This window comes from Pseudomonas sp. H1_D04, assembly GCF_054683855.1.
In genome coordinates this window covers 2,004,939-2,022,713 of record NZ_CP162826.1, presented here as the reverse complement: position 1 = coordinate 2,022,713, position 17,775 = coordinate 2,004,939, and the positions used below count along the sequence as shown (strand labels likewise).

The window sequence follows — 17,775 nt, the reverse complement described above, 5'->3', positions numbered from 1 at the left end:
TCTGGTTTAGTGGCGGTGGATAATAAGCGGGTTAAACAAGTTGGTAAGCATATGAATGCATTAGATGTTTTGCTAAATAATATTAGCTGTCGGCAACTTGCATTATAAGAGTGAGAAGTTTCTTCGGCGCGGGGTGTGCTACCTGATCAGGTAGGAAGCCCCGCAGCTCTTGAGCGTCAAGACGAGAGACCTGGCGCTTTGTTATGGGGTGTTTTTTACAGTGGTATTCGGGCTGTTGAGATAGGCTGTGATCACTTCCATTCCGCGCATCAAGTGATTACGCAGTGTCAGGATGCTTTCGTCGGTTTTCCTCTGCGCCACAAGGTTTAGCAGTTCACGGTGATCTTCCTGGGATGTCTCACCCAGCCCCATCGCTTCTAGGTTGAAACGCAGGAAGCGCTCTTCCTCATTTAACCCGTGCTCTACCAATTTGAGCAGCCGTTGGTTAGGCGCCTTGCTGTAAAGGGTCATGTGAAACAGGCGGTTGAGACGACCGATCTCGGTGTAGTCCTTTTCCTGTTCGAGGGCACAAATGAAATTCTCTGCATCGGCCAGATCTGCTTCGGTCAGCAAGGGAATCGACAAGCGTAGCGCTTCCGACTCCAGCAACAGTCGCAGCTCATAGGTCTCAGCTGAGTTGTCTTCGATCAACGGTGCCACGACGGCGCCCTTGTGGGTGACCACATGCAGCAGTGACTGCGCCTCTAACTGGCGCAAGGCTTCACGCACCGGCATGCGGCTGACCCCGAACAGGCTGGCGAGCTCCTGCTGGCGCATGGCGGTACCGCAGGGCAACCGGCCATCGAGGATGGCATTGCGCAATGTTTCTTCAATCACGGAGCGAGCGAGATGGGCGGGAATAGGACCGCTGATCTTGATGCTGTTCAAAGGGTTCGGCTTCTGCGTCACGGCTACGCTATCCTCCTTATTCAAAGAGTGGTGGCTAATTGGATCCAATGCACACTAGTGGCTGCCAATAAGCTTGTCAAACGGCCACGGTTTCGGCTTGTAAGCGTTTCAACGCGGGGCTCCGGCGGCCCACATCCGAGCTTTCCGGGGTCTTACACGCTGCTGCCATGTTGCAACATTCCCGCATATCGATATTCATTAACGGTATTTAAAATGCCGTTCTTATACCTATAAAGTCACTCTCCTGTCTGACCGGGAGTGAACTCATGTCTGCCACCTCTACTGTTCCAACAGCGATCTTTTCCGCCCAGGATTTCGAGGTTCGCCCGCTGCCCGGCAGCGTCGGTGCGGAGATTATCGGTCTGGACCTGTCCCGGCCAGTCAATGACCAGGATTTCGCGCGTATTCATCGCGCGCACCTGGATCACCATGTGGTGGTCTTTCGCGACCAGCGCATCACCCCCGAACAACAGATTGCCTTCAGTCGCCGTTTTGGCGTGCTGCAGATCCACGTACTCAAACAGTTTCTGCTGGCCAACCACCCGGAAATCCTGATCGTTTCCAACATTATCGAAAACGGCCAATCCATCGGCCTGGGCGACGCGGGTAAATTCTGGCATTCGGACCTGTCCTATAAAGAACTGCCGAGCCTTGGCTCGATGCTCCATGCGCAGGAGTTGCCCTCTGAAGGGGGCGACACTTTGTTCGCCGACATGCACAAAGCCTGGGACCAACTGCCCGAGCACCTGCGCAAAGCTGTCGAAGGCCGCAGCGCCGCCCATTCCTACACCGCGCGCTACAGCGAGACCAAGTTCGAAGGCAATTGGCGCCCCACGCTTACTCCCGAGCAGTTGGCGCAAGTCGCAGAAGTGGTACACCCGATTGTGCGCACCCACCCGGAAAACGGCCGCAAAGCGTTGTTCGTCAGTGAAGGGTTCACCACCCGCATCGTCGGCCTGCCGGAAGACGAAAGCCGCGATCTGCTGGCTCAGCTGTACGCCCACAGCGTGCTGCCGCACAACATCTATCGCCACCAATGGCAGCCTCACGACCTGGTGTTCTGGGACAACCGTTCGCTGATCCACTTGGCCGCCGGTTGCCCGAGCCATCTGCGCCGCAAGCTGTTTCGCACCACCATCCAGGGCGACGCGCCTTTCTGATTCGGAGCATGACCATGTCCAAGAACATTCCATTTGCACGATTGGCCGCCACAGTTGGATTGGGTATCAGTCTGTTGGCGGGCAGCCTCGTCGCTCCAGCAGCGGCCCAGGCCGAAGGCGAGATCCGCATCGCCGAACAATTCGGCATCGTCTACCTGCTGCTCAACGTGGTGCGCGACCAGAACCTCATCGAGAAATACGGCAAGCAGGAAGGCATCGACATCAAGGTCGACTGGACCCAACTTTCCGGTGGCGCGGCAGTCAACGATGCGCTGCTGTCCGGCTCCATCGATATCGCCGGTGCCGGTGTCGGTCCACTGCTGACCATCTGGGATCGCACCCACGGTAAGCAGAACGTCAAGGCCGTAGCGTCCCTGGGTAACTTCCCGTACTACCTGGTCAGCAACAATCCCAAGGTCAAGACCATTGCCGACTTCACCGACCAGGACCGTATCGCCGTGCCTGCAGTGAGCGTTTCGGTGCAGTCGCGCTTCCTGCAATACGCCGCTGCCAAGCAGTGGGGTGATAAGGAATTCAATCGCCTCGACAAGTACACCGTCGCCGTCCCGCACCCTGACGCCACCGCCGCATTGATCGCAGGCGGTACTGAACTGACCGGGCACTTTTCCAACCCGCCATTCCAGGACCAGGCCCTGGCCAACCCCAATGTGCATGTGGTGCTGAACACCTATGACCTGCTGGGGCCGAACTCACCGACGGTGTTGTTCGCCACCGAAAAATTTCGCAACGACAACCCGAAAACCTACAAGGCCTTTGTGGACGCGTTGACCGAAGCCGCACAATTCGCCCAGAACGATAAGGGCGCCGCAGCCGACACTTACATCCGCGTGACCAAGGCCAAGATCGACCGCGCCGAGCTGCTAAAGATCATCGACAACCCGCAGTTCGAGTTCAGCGTCACGCCGAAAAACACCTACCCGCTGGCGGAATTCCTCTACCGCGTCGGCGCCATCAAAAACAAGCCTGAATCGTGGAAGGACTACTTCTTCCAGGACGCCAAGCCCCTGCAAGGAAGCTGAGATGAACGCGCCCTTGCAAGGCCACACGGCCAGCAACCTGCACACCGCCGAGCCGTTGCTGGCGGTGGATAGCGTCAGCCTCGAATACCGTACTCCCGAGCGCGTGGTACGGGCCACGCACCAAGTCAGTTTCGAGATCGATCCGGCTGACCGTTACGTGCTGCTGGGCCCTTCGGGCTGCGGCAAATCCACGTTGCTCAAGTCCATCGCCGGGTTTATCAAACCGTGCGAAGGCGAGATTCGTTTGCTGGGGCAAAAGGTCGAACAACCCGGCCCGGACCGCATTGTGGTGTTCCAGGAATTCGACCAACTGCCACCGTGGAAAACCGTCAAACAGAACGTGATGTTCCCACTGTTGGCGTCCAAGACCCTCAAGCGCCGTGAGGCCGAAGAACGCGCGCTGCACTACCTGGACAAGGTGGGCCTGAGTGCCTTCGCCGACGCTTACCCCCACACGCTTTCCGGCGGCATGAAAGCCCGTGTGGCCATCGCCCGCGCGCTGGCCATGCAGCCGAAAATACTGCTGATGGACGAACCCTTCGCGGCCCTCGATGCCCTGACCCGGCGAAAGATGCAGGAAGAATTGCTGCTGCTCTGGGAGGAGGTGCGCTTCACCTTGTTGTTCGTCACCCACTCCATCGAAGAAGCACTCGTGGTGGGCAATCGCATTCTGTTGCTGTCCCCCCATCCGGGGCGCGTACGTGCAGAAATCCACAGCCATCAATACGACCTGCACAGCTTGGGCGGTGTGGACTTCCAGGCGTCGGCGCGGCGTATTCATCGCTTGTTGTTCGATGAAACCAGCGCAGCGGAGCCCGAGTTGGGTTTTGCCGACATCCGCATCGCTTACTAAGGGGGCAACCCATGCGCCAGGAATATGAAGTCACCCTCGAACCGCTGCTCAGTGTCCCCGCGGAGCGCGAGTTGCCCCTGCGCCAACGCCTTTGGCAACAAGGCTGGCTGCGCAAGGGCCTGATCCTGATCGTGCTTGCGATCCTCTGGGAAGTCGTGGCGCGCTATCAGAACAACGACTTGCTGCTGCCGAGCTTTCTGCAGACTTTTAATGCGCTGTCCGACGGCCTGCTCAGCGGTGAACTGCTGAGCAAGGTGAGTATCTCGCTGGTGGTGCTGATCAAGGGTTACCTGATCGGCATAGTGCTCGCCTTTGCCCTGACCACCTTGGCTGTGTCGACCCAATTGGGCCGCGACCTGCTGAGCACCCTGACCTCGATGTTCAATCCACTGCCGGCCATTGCGTTGCTGCCGCTGGCGCTGTTGTGGTTTGGCCTGGGCCAGAACAGCCTGATTTTCGTGCTGGTGCATTCGGTGTTGTGGGCGCTGGCGCTCAACACCTATTCGGGGTTCCTCGGTGTGTCCGAGACGCTGCGCATGGCGGGTCGCAACTATGGTCTGAAGGGCATGCGCTTTGTGCTGTTTATCCTGATCCCGGCTGCACTGCCGTCGATCCTCGCCGGCCTGAAAATCGGCTGGGCGTTTGCCTGGCGCACGCTGATCGCCGCCGAGTTGGTGTTCGGCGCCACCAGCGGCAAGGGCGGGCTGGGTTGGTACATCTTCCAGAACCGCAATGAGCTATATACCGACAAGGTGTTTGCCGGGTTGGCGGTGGTGATCCTGATCGGCCTACTGGTGGAAAACCTCGTGTTTGACACCTTCGAGCGGCTCACCGTGAAGCGTTGGGGCATGCAGCGCTAAACAGGAATGATTGCTCTTTGTCCGACGTGAACCTGATAATGCCGGCCGAATTCGACGCTGCTCCGGCGTCGGATAGGCTTGGTAAAAGGATTTACGACGATGCGTTTTTTTGTCTTGGCCGCGGCCTTGTTGCTGTCGACCTCTGCGTTGGCCGAGTTCATACCCGAAACGGTATCGATGCCCAAGCCGGTCTACCCTGGCAACCTGACTAACACCCAAGGGCATGCGCGCATCAGCCTGAACATTCACAGCGACGGCACCGTCAGTGACGTCAAAGCACTCAGCGCCACCAAGCCGGAGTTCGGTGAGGCGGCCGTGGCTGCAGCCTCAAAATGGCGCTTCAAACCCTGGACGGTGAATGCCGATCGGCCAGAGGTAATCGATGCTCAGAACGACATGATTTTCTCGCCCGTACCGACGAGTGAAGAAAGTACGCGACTGACCTTTACGCAAACCACCTATCAATCCTGCAGCGCGTTGAACGAGGAAGTCAGCCAGTTCCGGCGCGATCATCCCTCCCGGCCACTGATCGCCATGAAGAGCTTTGCCATTACCCGTGTGGCAGTGATGTTCCCGGCGTTAAGCGGTAAAAGCGACTACAACGAAGGCCTGTCCAAGGCCGACGAGCTTGAAAGCGCTCTGCCGGACATCGTGCGCAAATGCCAGGCCAATCCCAAACGAACCTACGCCGACTACCTGCCACGCAACCTCAAGCGTTACCTCTAAAGCCTGCTACGATTGCGCCCAGTTCACTCCCTTCTGATCACGAGTGCTTGGCATGCAACTACCGGACATGAATCTGCTGGTCGCCCTCGACGCCTTGCTCGACGAGGGCAGTGTGGTCGGCGCCGCCCGGCGGATGAACCTCAGTCCAGCAGCCATGAGCCGTACCCTCACGCGTATCCGCGAAGCGGTGGGCGACCCGATTCTAGTGCGGGCCGGTCGGGGCCTGGTGCCAACGCCCAAGGCCCTGCAACTGCAAGGTCAGGTGCGCAACGTGGTGGAACAGGCGGCGCTGCTGTTTCGGTCGGCGGATCAAGTGGACCTGACCACCCTGCGCCGCCGCTTCAGCGTGCGCGCTAATGACTTTTTTATTGGCGTGTATGGCGGTCGTCTCTTCGACACCATGGAGCGTATGGCACCGCTGTGTGAGCTGTGTTTCGTGCCAGAAGGCGACACCGACGACGAAGCGTTGCGCGAAGGACGCTTGGATTTGCGCGTGAGCAACACCCAGCCGGCAAGCCCCGAGGTCAAGGTGCAGAACCTGTTCTCCACCACCTTCGTCGGCCTGGCGCGGCAGGATCACCCGTTATTCGACGAGGAGATCACCGCCGCACGTTTTGCCAGTTATTCCCACATCAGCATCTCGCGACGCGGCATCGCCCGGGGGCCGATCGATACCGCGCTGAATGCCCAGGGTTTGGAGCGCCGTGTGGCGATGATCGCCCCAGGGTTTCACGGTGCGATGTTCATGCTGCCTGACTCCGACTTGATCCTGCCGGTGCCCAAGGAGGCGCTCTACAGCGCTAATCGCCTGAAGCTGCCCCTGCGCGCCTTCCCGCTGCCGATCTCTTTGCCGACCCTGGTCCTGGCCCAATCCTGGCACCCTCGCTTCGATAAAGACCCCGCTCACAAATGGCTGCGCGAAACCATGCGCGAGAGCTGCCACGCCACGTGGCTGGAAGCCCAGCCGACCTGAACATCAAGCGTACGCAGAGCAAATGTGGGAAGGCGCTTGCCCCGGATCGCGGTGGATCAGACAGAGAATCTGAGCCTGCCACACGGCAATCGGGGCAATTCCCCTCCCACGAGAGATCTGTGGTGGATTCAGGATTGCGTCTGACGCACTTATACCCTGCCAACATGTAACTTTTTGTCATGTGTGTGCCTGATTAAACTGCTCGGGTATTTCTAATCCTGAGTTACCCGTTCATGACTTCCCTCGCTGCCCCCACCCTCGCGGCCGCAGCCAAACCCACCGCCATCACCCCACCCGTATTCGGCCCGCGCATCATCATCGGCCTGGTCGGCGTGTTGTTGGCGGTGCTGGTGTCCGGTCTCAACGAGATGGTCACTAAGGTGGCCCTCGCCGATATCCGTGGTGCGCTTTACATCGGTTTTGACGAAGGCACCTGGCTCGTCGCGGCCTACACCGCCACCTCGGTCGCGGCCATGGCCTTTGCCCCCTGGTGCTCGGTGACGTTCTCCCTGCGCCGCTTCACCCTGTGCGCCATAGCCCTGTTCACCGTACTCGGGATCCTGTGCCCCTTCGCGCCGAACTACGAAAGCCTGTTGCTGCTGCGCACCGTGCAAGGTTTGGCCGGTGGCGCATTGCCGCCAATGCTAATGACCGTGGCGCTGCGCTTCCTGCCGGCCAACGTCAAGCTGTATGGCCTGGCCGGCTACGCGCTCACCGCTACCTTCGGCCCGAGCCTTGGCACACCATTGGCGGCGCTGTGGACCGAATACGTCGGCTGGCAGTGGGCGTTCTGGCAGATCGTCGCGCCATGCCTGCTGGCGATGGCGGCCGTGGCCTATGGCTTGCCCCAAGACCCGCTGCGCTTGGAGCGCTTCAAGCAGTTCAATTGGCGCGGCCTGCTGCTGGGCTTCCCGGCGATCTGCATGCTGGTGATCGGCATCCTGCAAGGCAATCGGCTGGACTGGTTCGAGTCGGGCCTGATCACCTTTTTGCTGAGTGGCGGCTCGCTGCTGCTGGTGCTGTTTATGCTCAATGAATGGTCGCACCCGATGCCGTTTTTCAAGTTGCAGATGCTCGGCCTGCGTAACCTCTCGTTTGCTTTGATCGTGCTGGCAGGCGTGCTGATGGTGCTGACCTCAGTGATCATCATCCCGTCGAGTTTCCTCGCCCAAGTCCAAGGCTATCGACCGCTGCAAACCGCGCCAGTGATGCTGCTGATGGCGTTGCCGCAGTTGATCGCGCTGCCGCTGGTGGCCGCGTTGTGCAACCTGCGCTGGGTCGATTGCCGCTGGGTGCTGGGGATCGGCTTGAGCATGTTGGTGCTGTGCTGCATCGGCAGCGCGCGCCTCACTTCGGCGTGGATCCGCGACGATTTTTACGGCCTGTACGTGCTGCAAATCTTTGGGCAGCCCATGGCTGTGTTACCGCTGTTGATGCTGTCCACCGGCAGCATTCAGCCACAGGACGGCCCGTTCGCTTCGGCCTGGTTCAACACCGTCAAAGGCCTGGCCGCCGTGGTCGCCACCGGCGTGCTGGACGCGCTGACCACCCAGCGCCTGCACTTTCACTCGACCATGTTGGTGGATCGCCTGGGCAATTCGCCCCTGGCCGACGGCGACGCGCCGGGCCTCGCCCATCGGCTGCACGAGCAGGCGGTGGTGCTCACTTCTTCGGATCTTTATTACGTCATGGGCGGTGTCGCCGTGGCGTTGATCCTGCTGATTTTCTGGATGCCCACGCGGATCTTCCCGCCTCGCGCACCGACCTAGCCACAAGGACTTTCCATGAAACGCAAAGACAAAATTGCCGTCTCCGTCATCACCGTATTTGCCGTCGGTGTGCTGTTCTATCTGGTCGCGCCAGGCTTGCTGGGCAGCAAACATCAGAGCACTAACGACGCGTTTGTTGCGGCAGACTTCACCCTGGTTGCCCCGCGCGTGGCGGGTTTTATCAAGGAAGTGCTGGTGGAGGACAACCAGCGAGTTAAGGCCGGACAGTTACTGGCGCTGATCGACGACCGTGATTTTCGCGCCGCCGCCCAGGCCGCTGATGCGGACACATTGGTTGCCCAGGCCCAGCTGAAAAACGCCACCGCGACCCTGGAACGCCAAAGCTCGGTGATCGCCCAAGCCCAAGCCACCGTCGCGGCGGATCGCGCCGAAATGGCCTTCGCCGAGCACGAACTGAATCGCTACAACCACCTCGCCGGTGTGGGCGCCGGTACTGTGCAAAACGCCCAGCAAGCCAAGACCCGCATCGACCAGGCCACCGCACGCCTGGCCAATGCTACGGCGGTGCTGGCGGCCGAACGTAAGCAGGTGGAGATTCTCACCGCCCAGCGCGATGCGGCCGAAGGCGGGCTCAAGCGCGCCCAGGCAGCGTTGGAGATGGCCAGCTATCAGCTGTCCTACACGCGAATCGTTGCGCCGGTGGATGGCATGGTCGGCGAGCGCGCCGTGCGGGTCGGCGCCTATGTGACGCCGGGCAGCAAGATCCTCGCCGTGGTGCCGTTGGCGCAGGCGTACGTGGTGGCTAACTTTCAAGAGACCCAACTCTCTCACATGCGAGCCGGCCAAGCCGTTCAGGTGCGTGTCGACAGCCTCGACGGCGAGTTGCTCAACGGCCATCTGGAGAGCCTCGCACCCGCGACTGGGGTGACCTTCGCCGCGGTCAAACCGGACAACGCCACGGGTAACTTCACCAAGGTGGTGCAGCGCATTCCGGTCAAAATTGTGCTGGAGCCCAACCAGCCGCTGACCGAGCGCCTGCGCGTCGGCATGTCGGTGGAGGCCAGCGTCGACACTCAGCCGGTCGCACGTCAGCCTGAGGTGGCCCAGCAATGAAACGAGTTGCCTGGCTCACCCTCAGTTTGATCAGCCTGAATGCATGCACCGTCGGCCCGGATTTTCAGCGCCCGCAGAACGCTCAAGTGACGCAATGGAGCGCACCCCAAGGCCGCCAAGCCGACAGCCGCGCCGTCAGCGACCCGCTCCAGGAGCGTTGGTGGGACGTATTCCACGATGCACAACTCTCGGCCCTGACGCGCCGCGCCCTCACCGATAACCTCGACTTGAAACTGGCCAGCAGCCGTCTGGAACAAAGCCGCGCTGTGCGCCAGGTGACCACTGCCGAGCGTTACCCCAAGGTTGATGCCACGGGGGCTTACCAGCGCAAACGCAACAGTGGCAAAGGCTTGAACGACCCGTCCGGCGAGAATGGCCGCGCGGCGTTCAGCCAATGGGATTCGGGTTTCTCCGCCTCCTGGGAGCTGGATTTCTGGGGCCGGGTCAAACGCGAAACTGAAGCCGCCGATGCCACCTTGCAAGTCGCCGAAAACGACCGTCGTGCCGTGCTGCTGTCGGTGCTGGCCGAGACCGCCCAGGACTACATCCAACTGCGCGGCGTGCAAAATACCCGCGCGGTGACCGAGCAAAACCTCGACGTCGCACGCCATAGCCTCAAGCTCTCGCAACTGCGCCTGGCTGATGGCGTCGCCACCGACCTGGACGTGGCCGAAGCCGCCGCCCAAGTCGCCGCCATCGAAGCGCGCCTGCCGGATTTGCAGCAACGCCAGGACCAGTTGATCAACGCCCTGAGCCTGCTGATGGGCGAGCCACCCCAAGCCCTGCACGCGCAGTTGTCCAAGGACGCCGCGGTACCGCAGACCCAGCGCCAAGTTGCTATCGGCCTACCGTCGGAGCTTGCCGAACGCCGTCCGGATATCCGCCAGGCTGAAGCTCGCTTGCATGCCGCCACCGCCAACATCGGCGTGGCCAAGGGCGATTTCTATCCGCGTATCACCCTGTCCGGCAGCCTCGGTTCACAGGCCATGCAACTGTCGGATTTCGGCTCCTGGGGCTCACGCGCCTTTGCCTTCGGTCCACAGTTCAGCCTGCCGCTGTTCAACGGCGGGCGCCTGCAAGGCATGGTGAATCTGCGCGAAGCCCAGCAACAGGAAGCGGCGCTGGCCTATCAGCAAACCGTGCTGCGCGCCTGGCATGAAATCGACGACCAACTGACCCGCTACAACGCCAGCCAACTGCGCCGCGACAGCCTGGCCGAAGCCGTGCGTCAGAACCAGATCGCCCTGACCACCGCGCAACATCAGTACGTGGAAGGTGTGGCAGATTTCGTCAATGTCCTCACCGTGCAAAGCGCGTTGCTGGCGACGCAAGAGCAGTGGGTGGAAAGCTCGACCGGCGTGTCGTTGGCGATGGTGGGGTTGTACAAGGCGTTGGGGGGAGGATGGGAGTCGGTGTATCCGCTGCAAGCTGTTAACCGATGAACTCACGAAGTCGAGAGTAGGAAGGCTCTCTATTTTGGCGCGGGCCAAAAAATCGGGAACGCGAGCAGTACTGTGGCGGGCTATTCCTTAAAGAGCCCTCGCTATGTCCATTGCTGAAAACCCTTACGCACCGCCGCAAGCCGATCTCACCCTCGCAGCGGCCCGGCCCGCTGCCTTTTTTGTGGTGGCCCACCGCAAGCTGCTGGTGATGATGCTGTTGTCCTACGGCCTTTATGGCTTTTACTGGTTGTATAAGCACTGGGATGCCTATCGCAGCGCTACCGGTGCCAGAGTGCTGCCTGTGGTTCGGGCATTTTTTTCAATTTTTTTTGCTTATTCGCTCGTCCTGAAAATCAAGCGGGCGCTCGATTTGAAAGATGCGTCCTATCGATGGTGGCCTCGTTGCTTCGCCCTGGGCTGGATAGGCTGCGCCTTTTTACCCTATACCTACATCTGGTTTGTATCGCCTTTGACGGTAGTAAAAGTGGGTGTCTGCTTCACCATTGTTCAGGTTGCCCTGATGGTGCAGATTCAGCTTGCGGTGAACCACCTTGAGGATGATCCAAAAGGCACAGCCAACAGCCGTTTTACATGGGCCAACGGAATTTGGATCGTCATAGGCGTGAGTTTGTGGGCGCTGGGAATAGCGTCTGCGTTCCTTACCGCTTAGTAGACGTGAGCTTGCTCGCGAAGGGCCAGCAGTCGCCGCGTGCATGCAGAATGCACGCGTATTTGTTGATGTTTTTCTAGCGTTCATCAGCGGTTCTGCAAAAACACCACATACCCCCGAAACCACTCACTCCCCTTCAAATACTCCGGCTCCTCCCACGCCCCGCCCTGGATCAAACCAATCTTGAACGCCAGCCCCAACCGATTCATACGCGGTAAATACGCCGCGTAATCCGGGATGCTGTGGCGGCCTTGATACGTTTGCACCACCACCTCATCCACCACGCCCTTGAGTTGGGCGATGGCGGCCGGGTCGGCGTTGCTGCTCCAGTCCATCAGGCCGGTGATGCTCAGGCGCAGGTCGGCGGGCAGGCGGTGGCGCAGGTCGCGCAGGAAGTCGGCGTATTCGTGCAGGTATTGGGTGCGGGCGTCGAAGTCGATCTGGATACCGACCACCGGGTTGCCCGCGTCGCGCCAGCGTTGCACCTGGCCGAGCAGTTGGGTGTAGACCCGTTCCGGCCAATGCAGCGTGTGGGCGCGGTAGACCACCCAGACTTCACCTTGAGTGATGCGCGGCACGCTGATGCCCTGGGCGATAAATTGCACGCCGCGTTGGGGCGCGCGGCGCGTTGAGTTGATCTGGCCCTGGAGGATGTACAGGGTTTTCGCCTGTTTGAGTACCGGCTGGGGCGTGACGCCGCTCCACAGCCAGAAGGCGTCATAGTCGCGAGCGTCGACGGCGGCGAAGGCCGGGCTTGCCAGCAACAGCAAGCCCAGCCACAGCTTTTTCACCAGTAGTACTGCAGGGATTTGCCCCACTGGGTGTCGCCAAACCCGGTCTTGAGTTGGCGGAACCAGGCTTTGCGCACCGCCGGTTCCACGTCCTGGCCGCCGCAGCTGTTATAGCCGGCCGGCGCGTAGCAGTTGATGGCGCGGAACAGCGCGTAAGCCTTGTCGTTCTTCGGCGCCTTGGCATTGGCGATGACCTGCTTGTAACCGTCGAGGCGCGAGAAGGTTTCTCCTTTGAAGTCCGACGCGGTGCTGCCCAGGCTACCGGCGGCGCGGGCCTGTTCCAGGGGCATGCCGTCCAAGTTGTTGCGCAGGATGAACTCGCCGAAGCAGTTCAGGGCTTGCGGGTTTTTCGCGTCAGCCTGCAACGCCGCTGCGGTTTGCGCGATGCTCGGGCAGGCGTAGCCGGATTCGGCTTTGTCACCGCTCCACTGGAACAACTTCAGGGTCTGGTTGCCGCTGTAGACGTAACCCAGGCTGGTGCCCAATTTGTCCTCAGTGGGCGAGGCGGGCAGTTGCTTGAGATCTTCGGCGAAGGTGGCGTACTGGCCGCGCAGCAGGTCTTTATAAAGCAGGACGAATTGCGCGGTCTGGCGCTCCAGCGGATCGCTGGCCTGGGCGATCTGCTGGCGCAGTAACTCAGGCCCGGCGACGTTGCGCAGCAGAATGTAGCGCACCTGCTTGGCACTGATGGGCGAGTCGCTGGCAAACACCTTGGCTAATTGGCCGCTGCGTTCGTAGTTCATGGCCAGGGCCAGTTCCAGTTGGTCACGTTGCAATGGCAACTTGGCCTGGGCGAGCAGTTTCAGCCACAGTGCTTCGGCGCTTTTCCAGTCCTTTTTATCTTCAAGCGCCAATGCACGCAGCGTTTGTTGGCTGAAGGCGAAATAATCCAGGTTCGACGGCATATCCTGGGGTAGGTGCTTCAAGGCGGCGTCGGGCTGATGCTCGACGTACAGCGCAAAGGCCGCCTGCAGGTAGTCGTACAGTGCTGGCGTGTTGGCAAACGTGGCTTTCTGCTGGTCGAGGGCTTCGCGGGTCAGGCGTGGCGGGGTGTTGGCGCGCATCAGCATCAGATCGGTGACGGTTTGCAGCAGCGGCTCTTTGAGGTTGGCGCTGTTGACCATCAGCAGCTTGAGGTCGGCTTCTTCCACCAGTTCGTCCACCGACACATTGCGCTGGGCGTCGGTGGCTTGGGTCAACTGCCAGGCGAAGTCTTCAGCCAGTTTGTCGTTGTCGTCCGCCAGCCAGTGCACGCGGCGCAGCAGGCCGTGGGCGGACGTCGCGTAGACACCTTGTGGATAAGTGTTCAGGTAGCCCAGAAACCCAGCTTCCGCCTGGCCCAGTGCAGACTTATCCACATGCTCAAGCTGCGGCATGCCGTACTCATCGAAGGCCTCAGCTTGGGCCTGGTTGAGTGAGTTGCGCGCGGTCATGTACAGCGCGGTCTCCTTCAGCCAAGGGATCGTCGACAGGTTAGCGGCGGCGAATCCGCGTTCGGCGTCACTGAAGCGGCCGCTGTAGAAGTCAGCGGCGGCTTGCAGGTAGGTGCGAAAGAGCAGGCCGTGGGCGGACTCGATAGGATCGGTCACCACCTGGCCATCCCAGTCGCAGGTGGTGAGCAATTGCAGGCGAGCCTTCACCAGCGTCGTGCGCTCGGTACTCGGCATGTCGGCGTTGATGACCTGGCTGATAAACGCGGTGGCGCTGTCATCGTCATTGCTGCGGCAGCGGCTGCCTTCGCCGTCGACGAAGGCTTCGCCAGCGGTCTTGTACTCTTCGCGCTTGATCCCCAGACCGGTCAACAAGGTGTCCAGCTCGGCGGTGGGCGATTGGTCCGAGTCGGGCTGCGTCTCTGCGCTTGAGGCGGGTATCAGGCGATACACCGGAAACGGCACCGGGCCAAAGCCCTGGGACAGATCATCTTCACTCAGCGCGTTGGGCGTCAGCGCCGCGTTCTTTTTGTCGGCCAGCAATAGGCGCAGGTTGGCCCGGCTGTCATTGCCAGGGCTCAGAAACGGTAGGTTGTTGCAGGGATCGAGGCTGTCACGTGACACCCGCCAGTCCGGGTAGCACGAATCGTCTGAACTGGCCTGGGCCGGCAGGGAAACACTGGCCAGCAGGGCCAATGCCAGGGGTGACAGAAAACCGATGCGCATGACGTGTCCTTGATCCTGAGTCCTTGGAGGGAGGCAATCATAGCCTGATCCGACGCGTGCTTCGTTGAAGCCCTACACAAATTGCCGATTTGTCCGATTCCAGCAGCGACTCAGGGGCTTTTGTCCTAGAGTGGCGGGAGTTTGCACATGAGCAATCAAGGCAGTGGCAGGGGAATCGGGGTGCGTCGGTCTGTGGTAGAGCAAAATGAAAAGGTCGGGGCGTTGCCCGCAATCAACCGTCTCACGTGGGAGGGGGCTGCTTGGCTGAGCCGTCTTTGGTGGGTGCCGATCCTGGCGTTGGCCATGGCCCTGCGGTTTTATCACCTCACGTCGGCGGCGATCTGGGGAGATGAAGGTTCCAGCCTGCTGCTCAGCGAGTACGCCCTTGGCGACTTGTGGTTTCACGCCGCGCATGATGTGCACCCGCCGCTGTATTTCTTCCTGCTGCGCGGCTGGATCGAGCTGTTTGGCGACAGCATCTGGTCAATTCGCGGCATGAGCGCCATTCCCGGTGTCATTGCGGTGGGGCTGGGCATCTGGCTGACGCGGCAACTGTCCACCCGTCGCGCTGCAGTGCTGGCGGGCGTGCTGCTGGCGCTACTGCCGACCGCCGTGCGCTACAGCCAGGAAGTGCGCATGTATTCACTGCTCGGTGTGTGGCTGCTGGGTGCCACGCTGGCGTTGGTGTACTGGGTGCGCCAACCTGAGCGCACGCGATACATGGCGGTGTATGTACTGCTGATGAGTGCCGGGTTTTATACCCACTACTTCACGGCGCTATGCGTGCTGGTGCATTGGGCGTACCTGGGACTGTTGAGTGCCGCCCCCGGTCAGCGTTTGATCAAGCGCCCGGCGTGGTGGGGCGCCAATGTCGTGATTGTGTTGCTGTACCTGCCCTGGTTGCCGAACTTGCTGGACCTGGTGCAACACGTCGACCAGCTCAAAGTGGGCGGTGACATTGGCTGGGAAGAACCGGTCAACCTGCTGTCCCTGCCGTCGATGATCTGGCAGTTCGTGCTGCAGGATGAAGGTGTTGGTTTCTGGCCGCCGCTGTTCTGGCTGTTTCCGTTGCTGCTGGTCGCGGTCGTCGTGGTGACCGCCTGGCGCGACCGCGAGCGTTATCGACCGGCGAGCCTGCTGGCGTTGTTCTTTCTGCTGCCGCTGCTGCTGGTCTACGCCGTGTCGTTTATTTCACCGGTGTTTATCGAGCGGTATCTCACGGTGTACGCCCTGGCTTTGCCGATCCTGCTGGCGCTGGCCATCGACCGTTTGTCGTGGCTGGGTGCGGCGGTGTTTGTACTGTTTGTGGGCGTGGAGCTGGTGGGGCTGAAGAACAACTTCGCTGTGGATGAACACGACCAGTTCAACGTGCCCGTGGAATTCGTCAACCGTAACTACCAGGAAGACGACCGCATCGTGCTCAGCGACATGATGTGGTACCTCAGCTACGTGTATTACGACCAGACCGATGCCCAGTTGCAGCTCTACACCCCGCCAAAACCCGATGGCACGCCGACCCGCCCCAACGCCTACGGCTTCGGCACCCTGGTGGACCAGGACGGTGGCCGTATATACCTCGACCACTTGTCTGCATTGCCCGAAGGCACCCGTCGGGTGTGGCTGATCAGCAGCAACGAAGCCCCGGACGATTTCGCCCCACTGCCTGCGGGCTGGCGCGAACTCAGCCGCCAGGACGGTGGTGGCGCCAGGGCGCGGTTGTTCGTGCTGTGCAACGCGCCATCGGCGCAACCCGAGGGCTGCCGCTAGACTCGTTTCAACCGCCTTTATCAGGAGCTCATCATGGAATCGCCTGTGCATAGCTTGTCGTCATTGTTCAAACAGCTGGGCCTGCCGGATGACCCGGTGAGCATCGAAAAGTTTGTGTCCGTTCACTCGCCACTCAAGTCTGAGCTGCATCTGGCGGACGCGTTTTTCTGGACGGGCAGTCAACGGGCGTTTTTGCGTGAGGAGATTTTGGAGGATGCGGATTGGGCTGAAGTGGTGGATGAGTTGAACTTGATGTTGAGGGGTGGGCGAGGCTAGGAAGAATCCTATCGACTAAGCGGAAGTGGACGATAGTGGCCAGAGGGAGCGCCCCGTTACTAATAGGCGCTGACTCTCTCCTCTGGACGCTATATGAAACGTCTGATCCCTCACGACGAAATTGAGAAATATGATCTCGGAAAAATCGAAAGTCCCTATTTTGCGCGAATAAGTATCAGGGAATTTTTTCGCGTTCCTTATACGTTGCCTGGACTGAGCGAATTGCTTAGGCAGTGCAATATCTCTTCTGCCTGCTGCTCCGCAGAAAAAGACCAACGGCGCGTTTTGGAGAAGCTGGCCGCCGGTGATTGGTTATTTGTGATGGACCGTCCTTTTCTCCCTTTAAGCAGGGAGTGTCGCGTCAAGTACGGACACTTAATGGGGCGTCGACTGTATGTCGGGCCCGGTAAGTGGGAGAAGGTAAGCGTCGATTACGACGGCATCAAAAATACCGCTATCCTCACCGCCAATCGCTTAATTTCCGCAGGTGATGAAGGGCGGGTATTTTTATCGGATGGGAAAGATCTCGCAAACACCACACGAGTTATGACCCAGCGATGGGTAAGGCTTGACAGTGGGGATGATCAGCTTGGCCACCAATCAGTTGAACGTAGATATGGAGAACTACGGCATATAAAACAACGTTATTTGGAGGGAGACGACAACTGGCAGGTCGGTGGTAAGTCGTGGTATTGGCAGCCTGTCACGCCAGATGTGGCCTATGAATACAAGGAAGAAGAAACATGATGCGCAAGCATGTTTTTTGGTTTTGGGGAGCCATGGATGCTTTTCTTTTGATTCGATATGCAGTCACCAGTGTAATGGGAGGAAGGATTCCTTATTTAAGCGATATTGAGAATGCGTCATGGCTGCTGCGTGAGCACAGTGCGGTGCAGTTCTACATGTTCGTTTTTGCCATGCTGTTGCAAGTTTCCATTGTCATCTCCTGCGTACTGTTTTTTCTTGGCCGTGAGAGCGTTAAGTGGGTTGTCTACGTCCAAACTCCCTTCCGATTGGCTTTCATTGTGCCTTCCGTTTCGCTGTTGCTTGTAGGCGCTCAACTTTTTCGTGATTACAACCTGGTGTTGATGGCCGTGTTAGTGGTCGTTTCCGAAGGAGTGAAGGTCTGGAGTGTCTGGCGATGGGGCAAAAAATCTTGAAGGGCGGTGTGGCAGATATCGCGTTCGTGCGGATGGTCAGCCAAAAATTCGCTTTACTCATCCCATACCCTTCCACCCATCCGCAAAATTGTTTCAAAACTTGACGCATCCTCCTCCTTCCACCATATTGATAGTTAGCAAACTAACTG

General features: G+C 59.8%; 17 protein-coding genes. 14 read left to right on the top strand and 3 right to left on the bottom strand.

What is annotated here, in order from left to right; all coding sequences use genetic code 11:
• Positions 1-201: 201 nt before the first annotated feature.
• Positions 202-909, bottom strand: coding sequence for a GntR family transcriptional regulator (locus AB4N82_RS09200; RefSeq protein ID WP_032884807.1), 708 nt, complete (start codon positions 907-909; stop codon positions 202-204).
• A gap of 266 nt (positions 910-1,175) precedes the next feature.
• On the opposite strand from AB4N82_RS09200, the gene AB4N82_RS09195 reads away from it, so the two are divergent.
• From AB4N82_RS09195 to AB4N82_RS09150, 10 genes are all read left to right on the top strand, one after another.
• Entirely contained in the window at positions 1,176-2,069 is an 894-nt protein-coding gene (locus AB4N82_RS09195; protein WP_032884809.1) for a TauD/TfdA dioxygenase family protein, read from the top strand.
• Between the two features lie 14 nt (positions 2,070-2,083).
• On the top strand, positions 2,084-3,109 hold the full coding sequence (locus tag AB4N82_RS09190) for an ABC transporter substrate-binding protein (protein ID WP_122764460.1): 1,026 nt from the start codon (positions 2,084-2,086) through the stop codon (positions 3,107-3,109).
• 1 nt (position 3,110) lies between these two features.
• Positions 3,111-3,962 (top strand): ABC transporter ATP-binding protein, encoded by an 852-nt coding sequence (locus AB4N82_RS09185; protein ID WP_032884813.1) that lies wholly within the window; start codon positions 3,111-3,113, stop codon positions 3,960-3,962.
• An 11-nt stretch (positions 3,963-3,973) separates the two neighbouring features.
• Entirely contained in the window at positions 3,974-4,822 is an 849-nt protein-coding gene (locus tag AB4N82_RS09180; RefSeq protein WP_122764461.1) for an ABC transporter permease, read from the top strand.
• 99 nt (positions 4,823-4,921) lie between these two features.
• The gene (locus AB4N82_RS09175) at positions 4,922-5,548 is read left to right on the top strand and encodes an energy transducer TonB (protein ID WP_099602097.1); all 627 of its coding nucleotides are present in this window, start codon (positions 4,922-4,924) and stop codon (positions 5,546-5,548) included.
• 52 nt (positions 5,549-5,600) lie between these two features.
• A complete protein-coding gene (locus tag AB4N82_RS09170) occupies positions 5,601-6,521 on the top strand; it encodes a LysR family transcriptional regulator (RefSeq protein ID WP_032884818.1) in 921 nt (306 codons plus the stop codon).
• A gap of 233 nt (positions 6,522-6,754) precedes the next feature.
• Entirely contained in the window at positions 6,755-8,290 is a 1,536-nt protein-coding gene (locus AB4N82_RS09165) for an MFS transporter (RefSeq protein WP_122764462.1), read from the top strand.
• Between the two features lie 15 nt (positions 8,291-8,305).
• On the top strand, positions 8,306-9,364 hold the full coding sequence (locus AB4N82_RS09160; RefSeq protein ID WP_122753758.1) for an HlyD family secretion protein: 1,059 nt from the start codon (positions 8,306-8,308) through the stop codon (positions 9,362-9,364).
• Positions 9,361-10,806 (top strand): efflux transporter outer membrane subunit, encoded by a 1,446-nt coding sequence (locus AB4N82_RS09155; RefSeq protein ID WP_122764463.1) that lies wholly within the window; start codon positions 9,361-9,363, stop codon positions 10,804-10,806. Before AB4N82_RS09160 ends, AB4N82_RS09155 begins: the two co-directional genes overlap by 4 nt.
• Before the next feature lie 103 nt (positions 10,807-10,909).
• Positions 10,910-11,476, top strand: a complete 567-nt coding sequence (locus tag AB4N82_RS09150; RefSeq protein WP_122753757.1) for a hypothetical protein — start codon at positions 10,910-10,912, stop codon at positions 11,474-11,476.
• Between the two features lie 86 nt (positions 11,477-11,562).
• Here the strand turns inward: AB4N82_RS09150 and AB4N82_RS09145 are convergent, their stop codons facing one another.
• Positions 11,563-12,267 (bottom strand): DUF3142 domain-containing protein, encoded by a 705-nt coding sequence (locus AB4N82_RS09145; protein WP_122764465.1) that lies wholly within the window; start codon positions 12,265-12,267, stop codon positions 11,563-11,565.
• Complete coding sequence (locus AB4N82_RS09140; protein WP_122764466.1) at positions 12,264-14,423, bottom strand: outer membrane assembly lipoprotein YfiO; 2,160 nt, start codon at positions 14,421-14,423, stop codon at positions 12,264-12,266. Before AB4N82_RS09140 ends, AB4N82_RS09145 begins: the two co-directional genes overlap by 4 nt.
• 180 nt (positions 14,424-14,603) lie before the next feature.
• Here AB4N82_RS09140 and AB4N82_RS09135 point away from each other — a divergent pair, with 180 nt between their 5' ends.
• The 4 genes from AB4N82_RS09135 to AB4N82_RS09120 all read left to right on the top strand — a co-directional run bounded on the left by AB4N82_RS09135 (position 14,604) and on the right by AB4N82_RS09120 (position 17,626).
• Positions 14,604-16,190: a glycosyltransferase family 39 protein gene (locus AB4N82_RS09135; RefSeq protein WP_122764519.1), complete on the top strand. Its 1,587-nt coding sequence runs from the start codon at positions 14,604-14,606 to the stop codon at positions 16,188-16,190.
• Between the two features lie 33 nt (positions 16,191-16,223).
• Complete coding sequence (locus tag AB4N82_RS09130; protein ID WP_032884828.1) at positions 16,224-16,466, top strand: DUF2789 domain-containing protein; 243 nt, start codon at positions 16,224-16,226, stop codon at positions 16,464-16,466.
• A gap of 93 nt (positions 16,467-16,559) precedes the next feature.
• Positions 16,560-17,213 carry a hypothetical protein gene (locus tag AB4N82_RS09125; RefSeq protein WP_050442798.1) on the top strand — a complete coding sequence of 218 codons (654 nt, stop codon included), beginning with the start codon at positions 16,560-16,562 and terminating at the stop codon, positions 17,211-17,213.
• On the top strand, positions 17,210-17,626 hold the full coding sequence (locus AB4N82_RS09120; protein WP_122764467.1) for a hypothetical protein: 417 nt from the start codon (positions 17,210-17,212) through the stop codon (positions 17,624-17,626). Before AB4N82_RS09125 ends, AB4N82_RS09120 begins: the two co-directional genes overlap by 4 nt.
• Positions 17,627-17,775 lie beyond the last annotated feature (149 nt).

What these genes read in the sequence shown, in the direction of transcription:
- AB4N82_RS09140 (WP_122764466.1), bottom strand. Translation starts at nt 14,423, where the DNA reads ATGCGCATCGGTTTTCTGTCACCCCTGGCATTGGCCCTGCTGGCCAGT.
- AB4N82_RS09170 (WP_032884818.1), top strand. Translation starts at nt 5,601, where the DNA reads ATGCAACTACCGGACATGAATCTGCTGGTCGCCCTCGACGCCTTGCTC.
- AB4N82_RS09195 (WP_032884809.1), top strand. Translation starts at nt 1,176, where the DNA reads ATGTCTGCCACCTCTACTGTTCCAACAGCGATCTTTTCCGCCCAGGAT.
- AB4N82_RS09180 (WP_122764461.1), top strand. Translation starts at nt 3,974, where the DNA reads ATGCGCCAGGAATATGAAGTCACCCTCGAACCGCTGCTCAGTGTCCCC.
- AB4N82_RS09175 (WP_099602097.1), top strand. Translation starts at nt 4,922, where the DNA reads ATGCGTTTTTTTGTCTTGGCCGCGGCCTTGTTGCTGTCGACCTCTGCG.
- AB4N82_RS09150 (WP_122753757.1), top strand. Translation starts at nt 10,910, where the DNA reads ATGTCCATTGCTGAAAACCCTTACGCACCGCCGCAAGCCGATCTCACC.
- AB4N82_RS09165 (WP_122764462.1), top strand. Translation starts at nt 6,755, where the DNA reads ATGACTTCCCTCGCTGCCCCCACCCTCGCGGCCGCAGCCAAACCCACC.
- AB4N82_RS09160 (WP_122753758.1), top strand. Translation starts at nt 8,306, where the DNA reads ATGAAACGCAAAGACAAAATTGCCGTCTCCGTCATCACCGTATTTGCC.
- AB4N82_RS09125 (WP_050442798.1), top strand. Translation starts at nt 16,560, where the DNA reads ATGAAACGTCTGATCCCTCACGACGAAATTGAGAAATATGATCTCGGA.
- AB4N82_RS09120 (WP_122764467.1), top strand. Translation starts at nt 17,210, where the DNA reads ATGATGCGCAAGCATGTTTTTTGGTTTTGGGGAGCCATGGATGCTTTT.
- AB4N82_RS09185 (WP_032884813.1), top strand. Translation starts at nt 3,111, where the DNA reads ATGAACGCGCCCTTGCAAGGCCACACGGCCAGCAACCTGCACACCGCC.
- AB4N82_RS09130 (WP_032884828.1), top strand. Translation starts at nt 16,224, where the DNA reads ATGGAATCGCCTGTGCATAGCTTGTCGTCATTGTTCAAACAGCTGGGC.
- AB4N82_RS09190 (WP_122764460.1), top strand. Translation starts at nt 2,084, where the DNA reads ATGTCCAAGAACATTCCATTTGCACGATTGGCCGCCACAGTTGGATTG.
- AB4N82_RS09155 (WP_122764463.1), top strand. Translation starts at nt 9,361, where the DNA reads ATGAAACGAGTTGCCTGGCTCACCCTCAGTTTGATCAGCCTGAATGCA.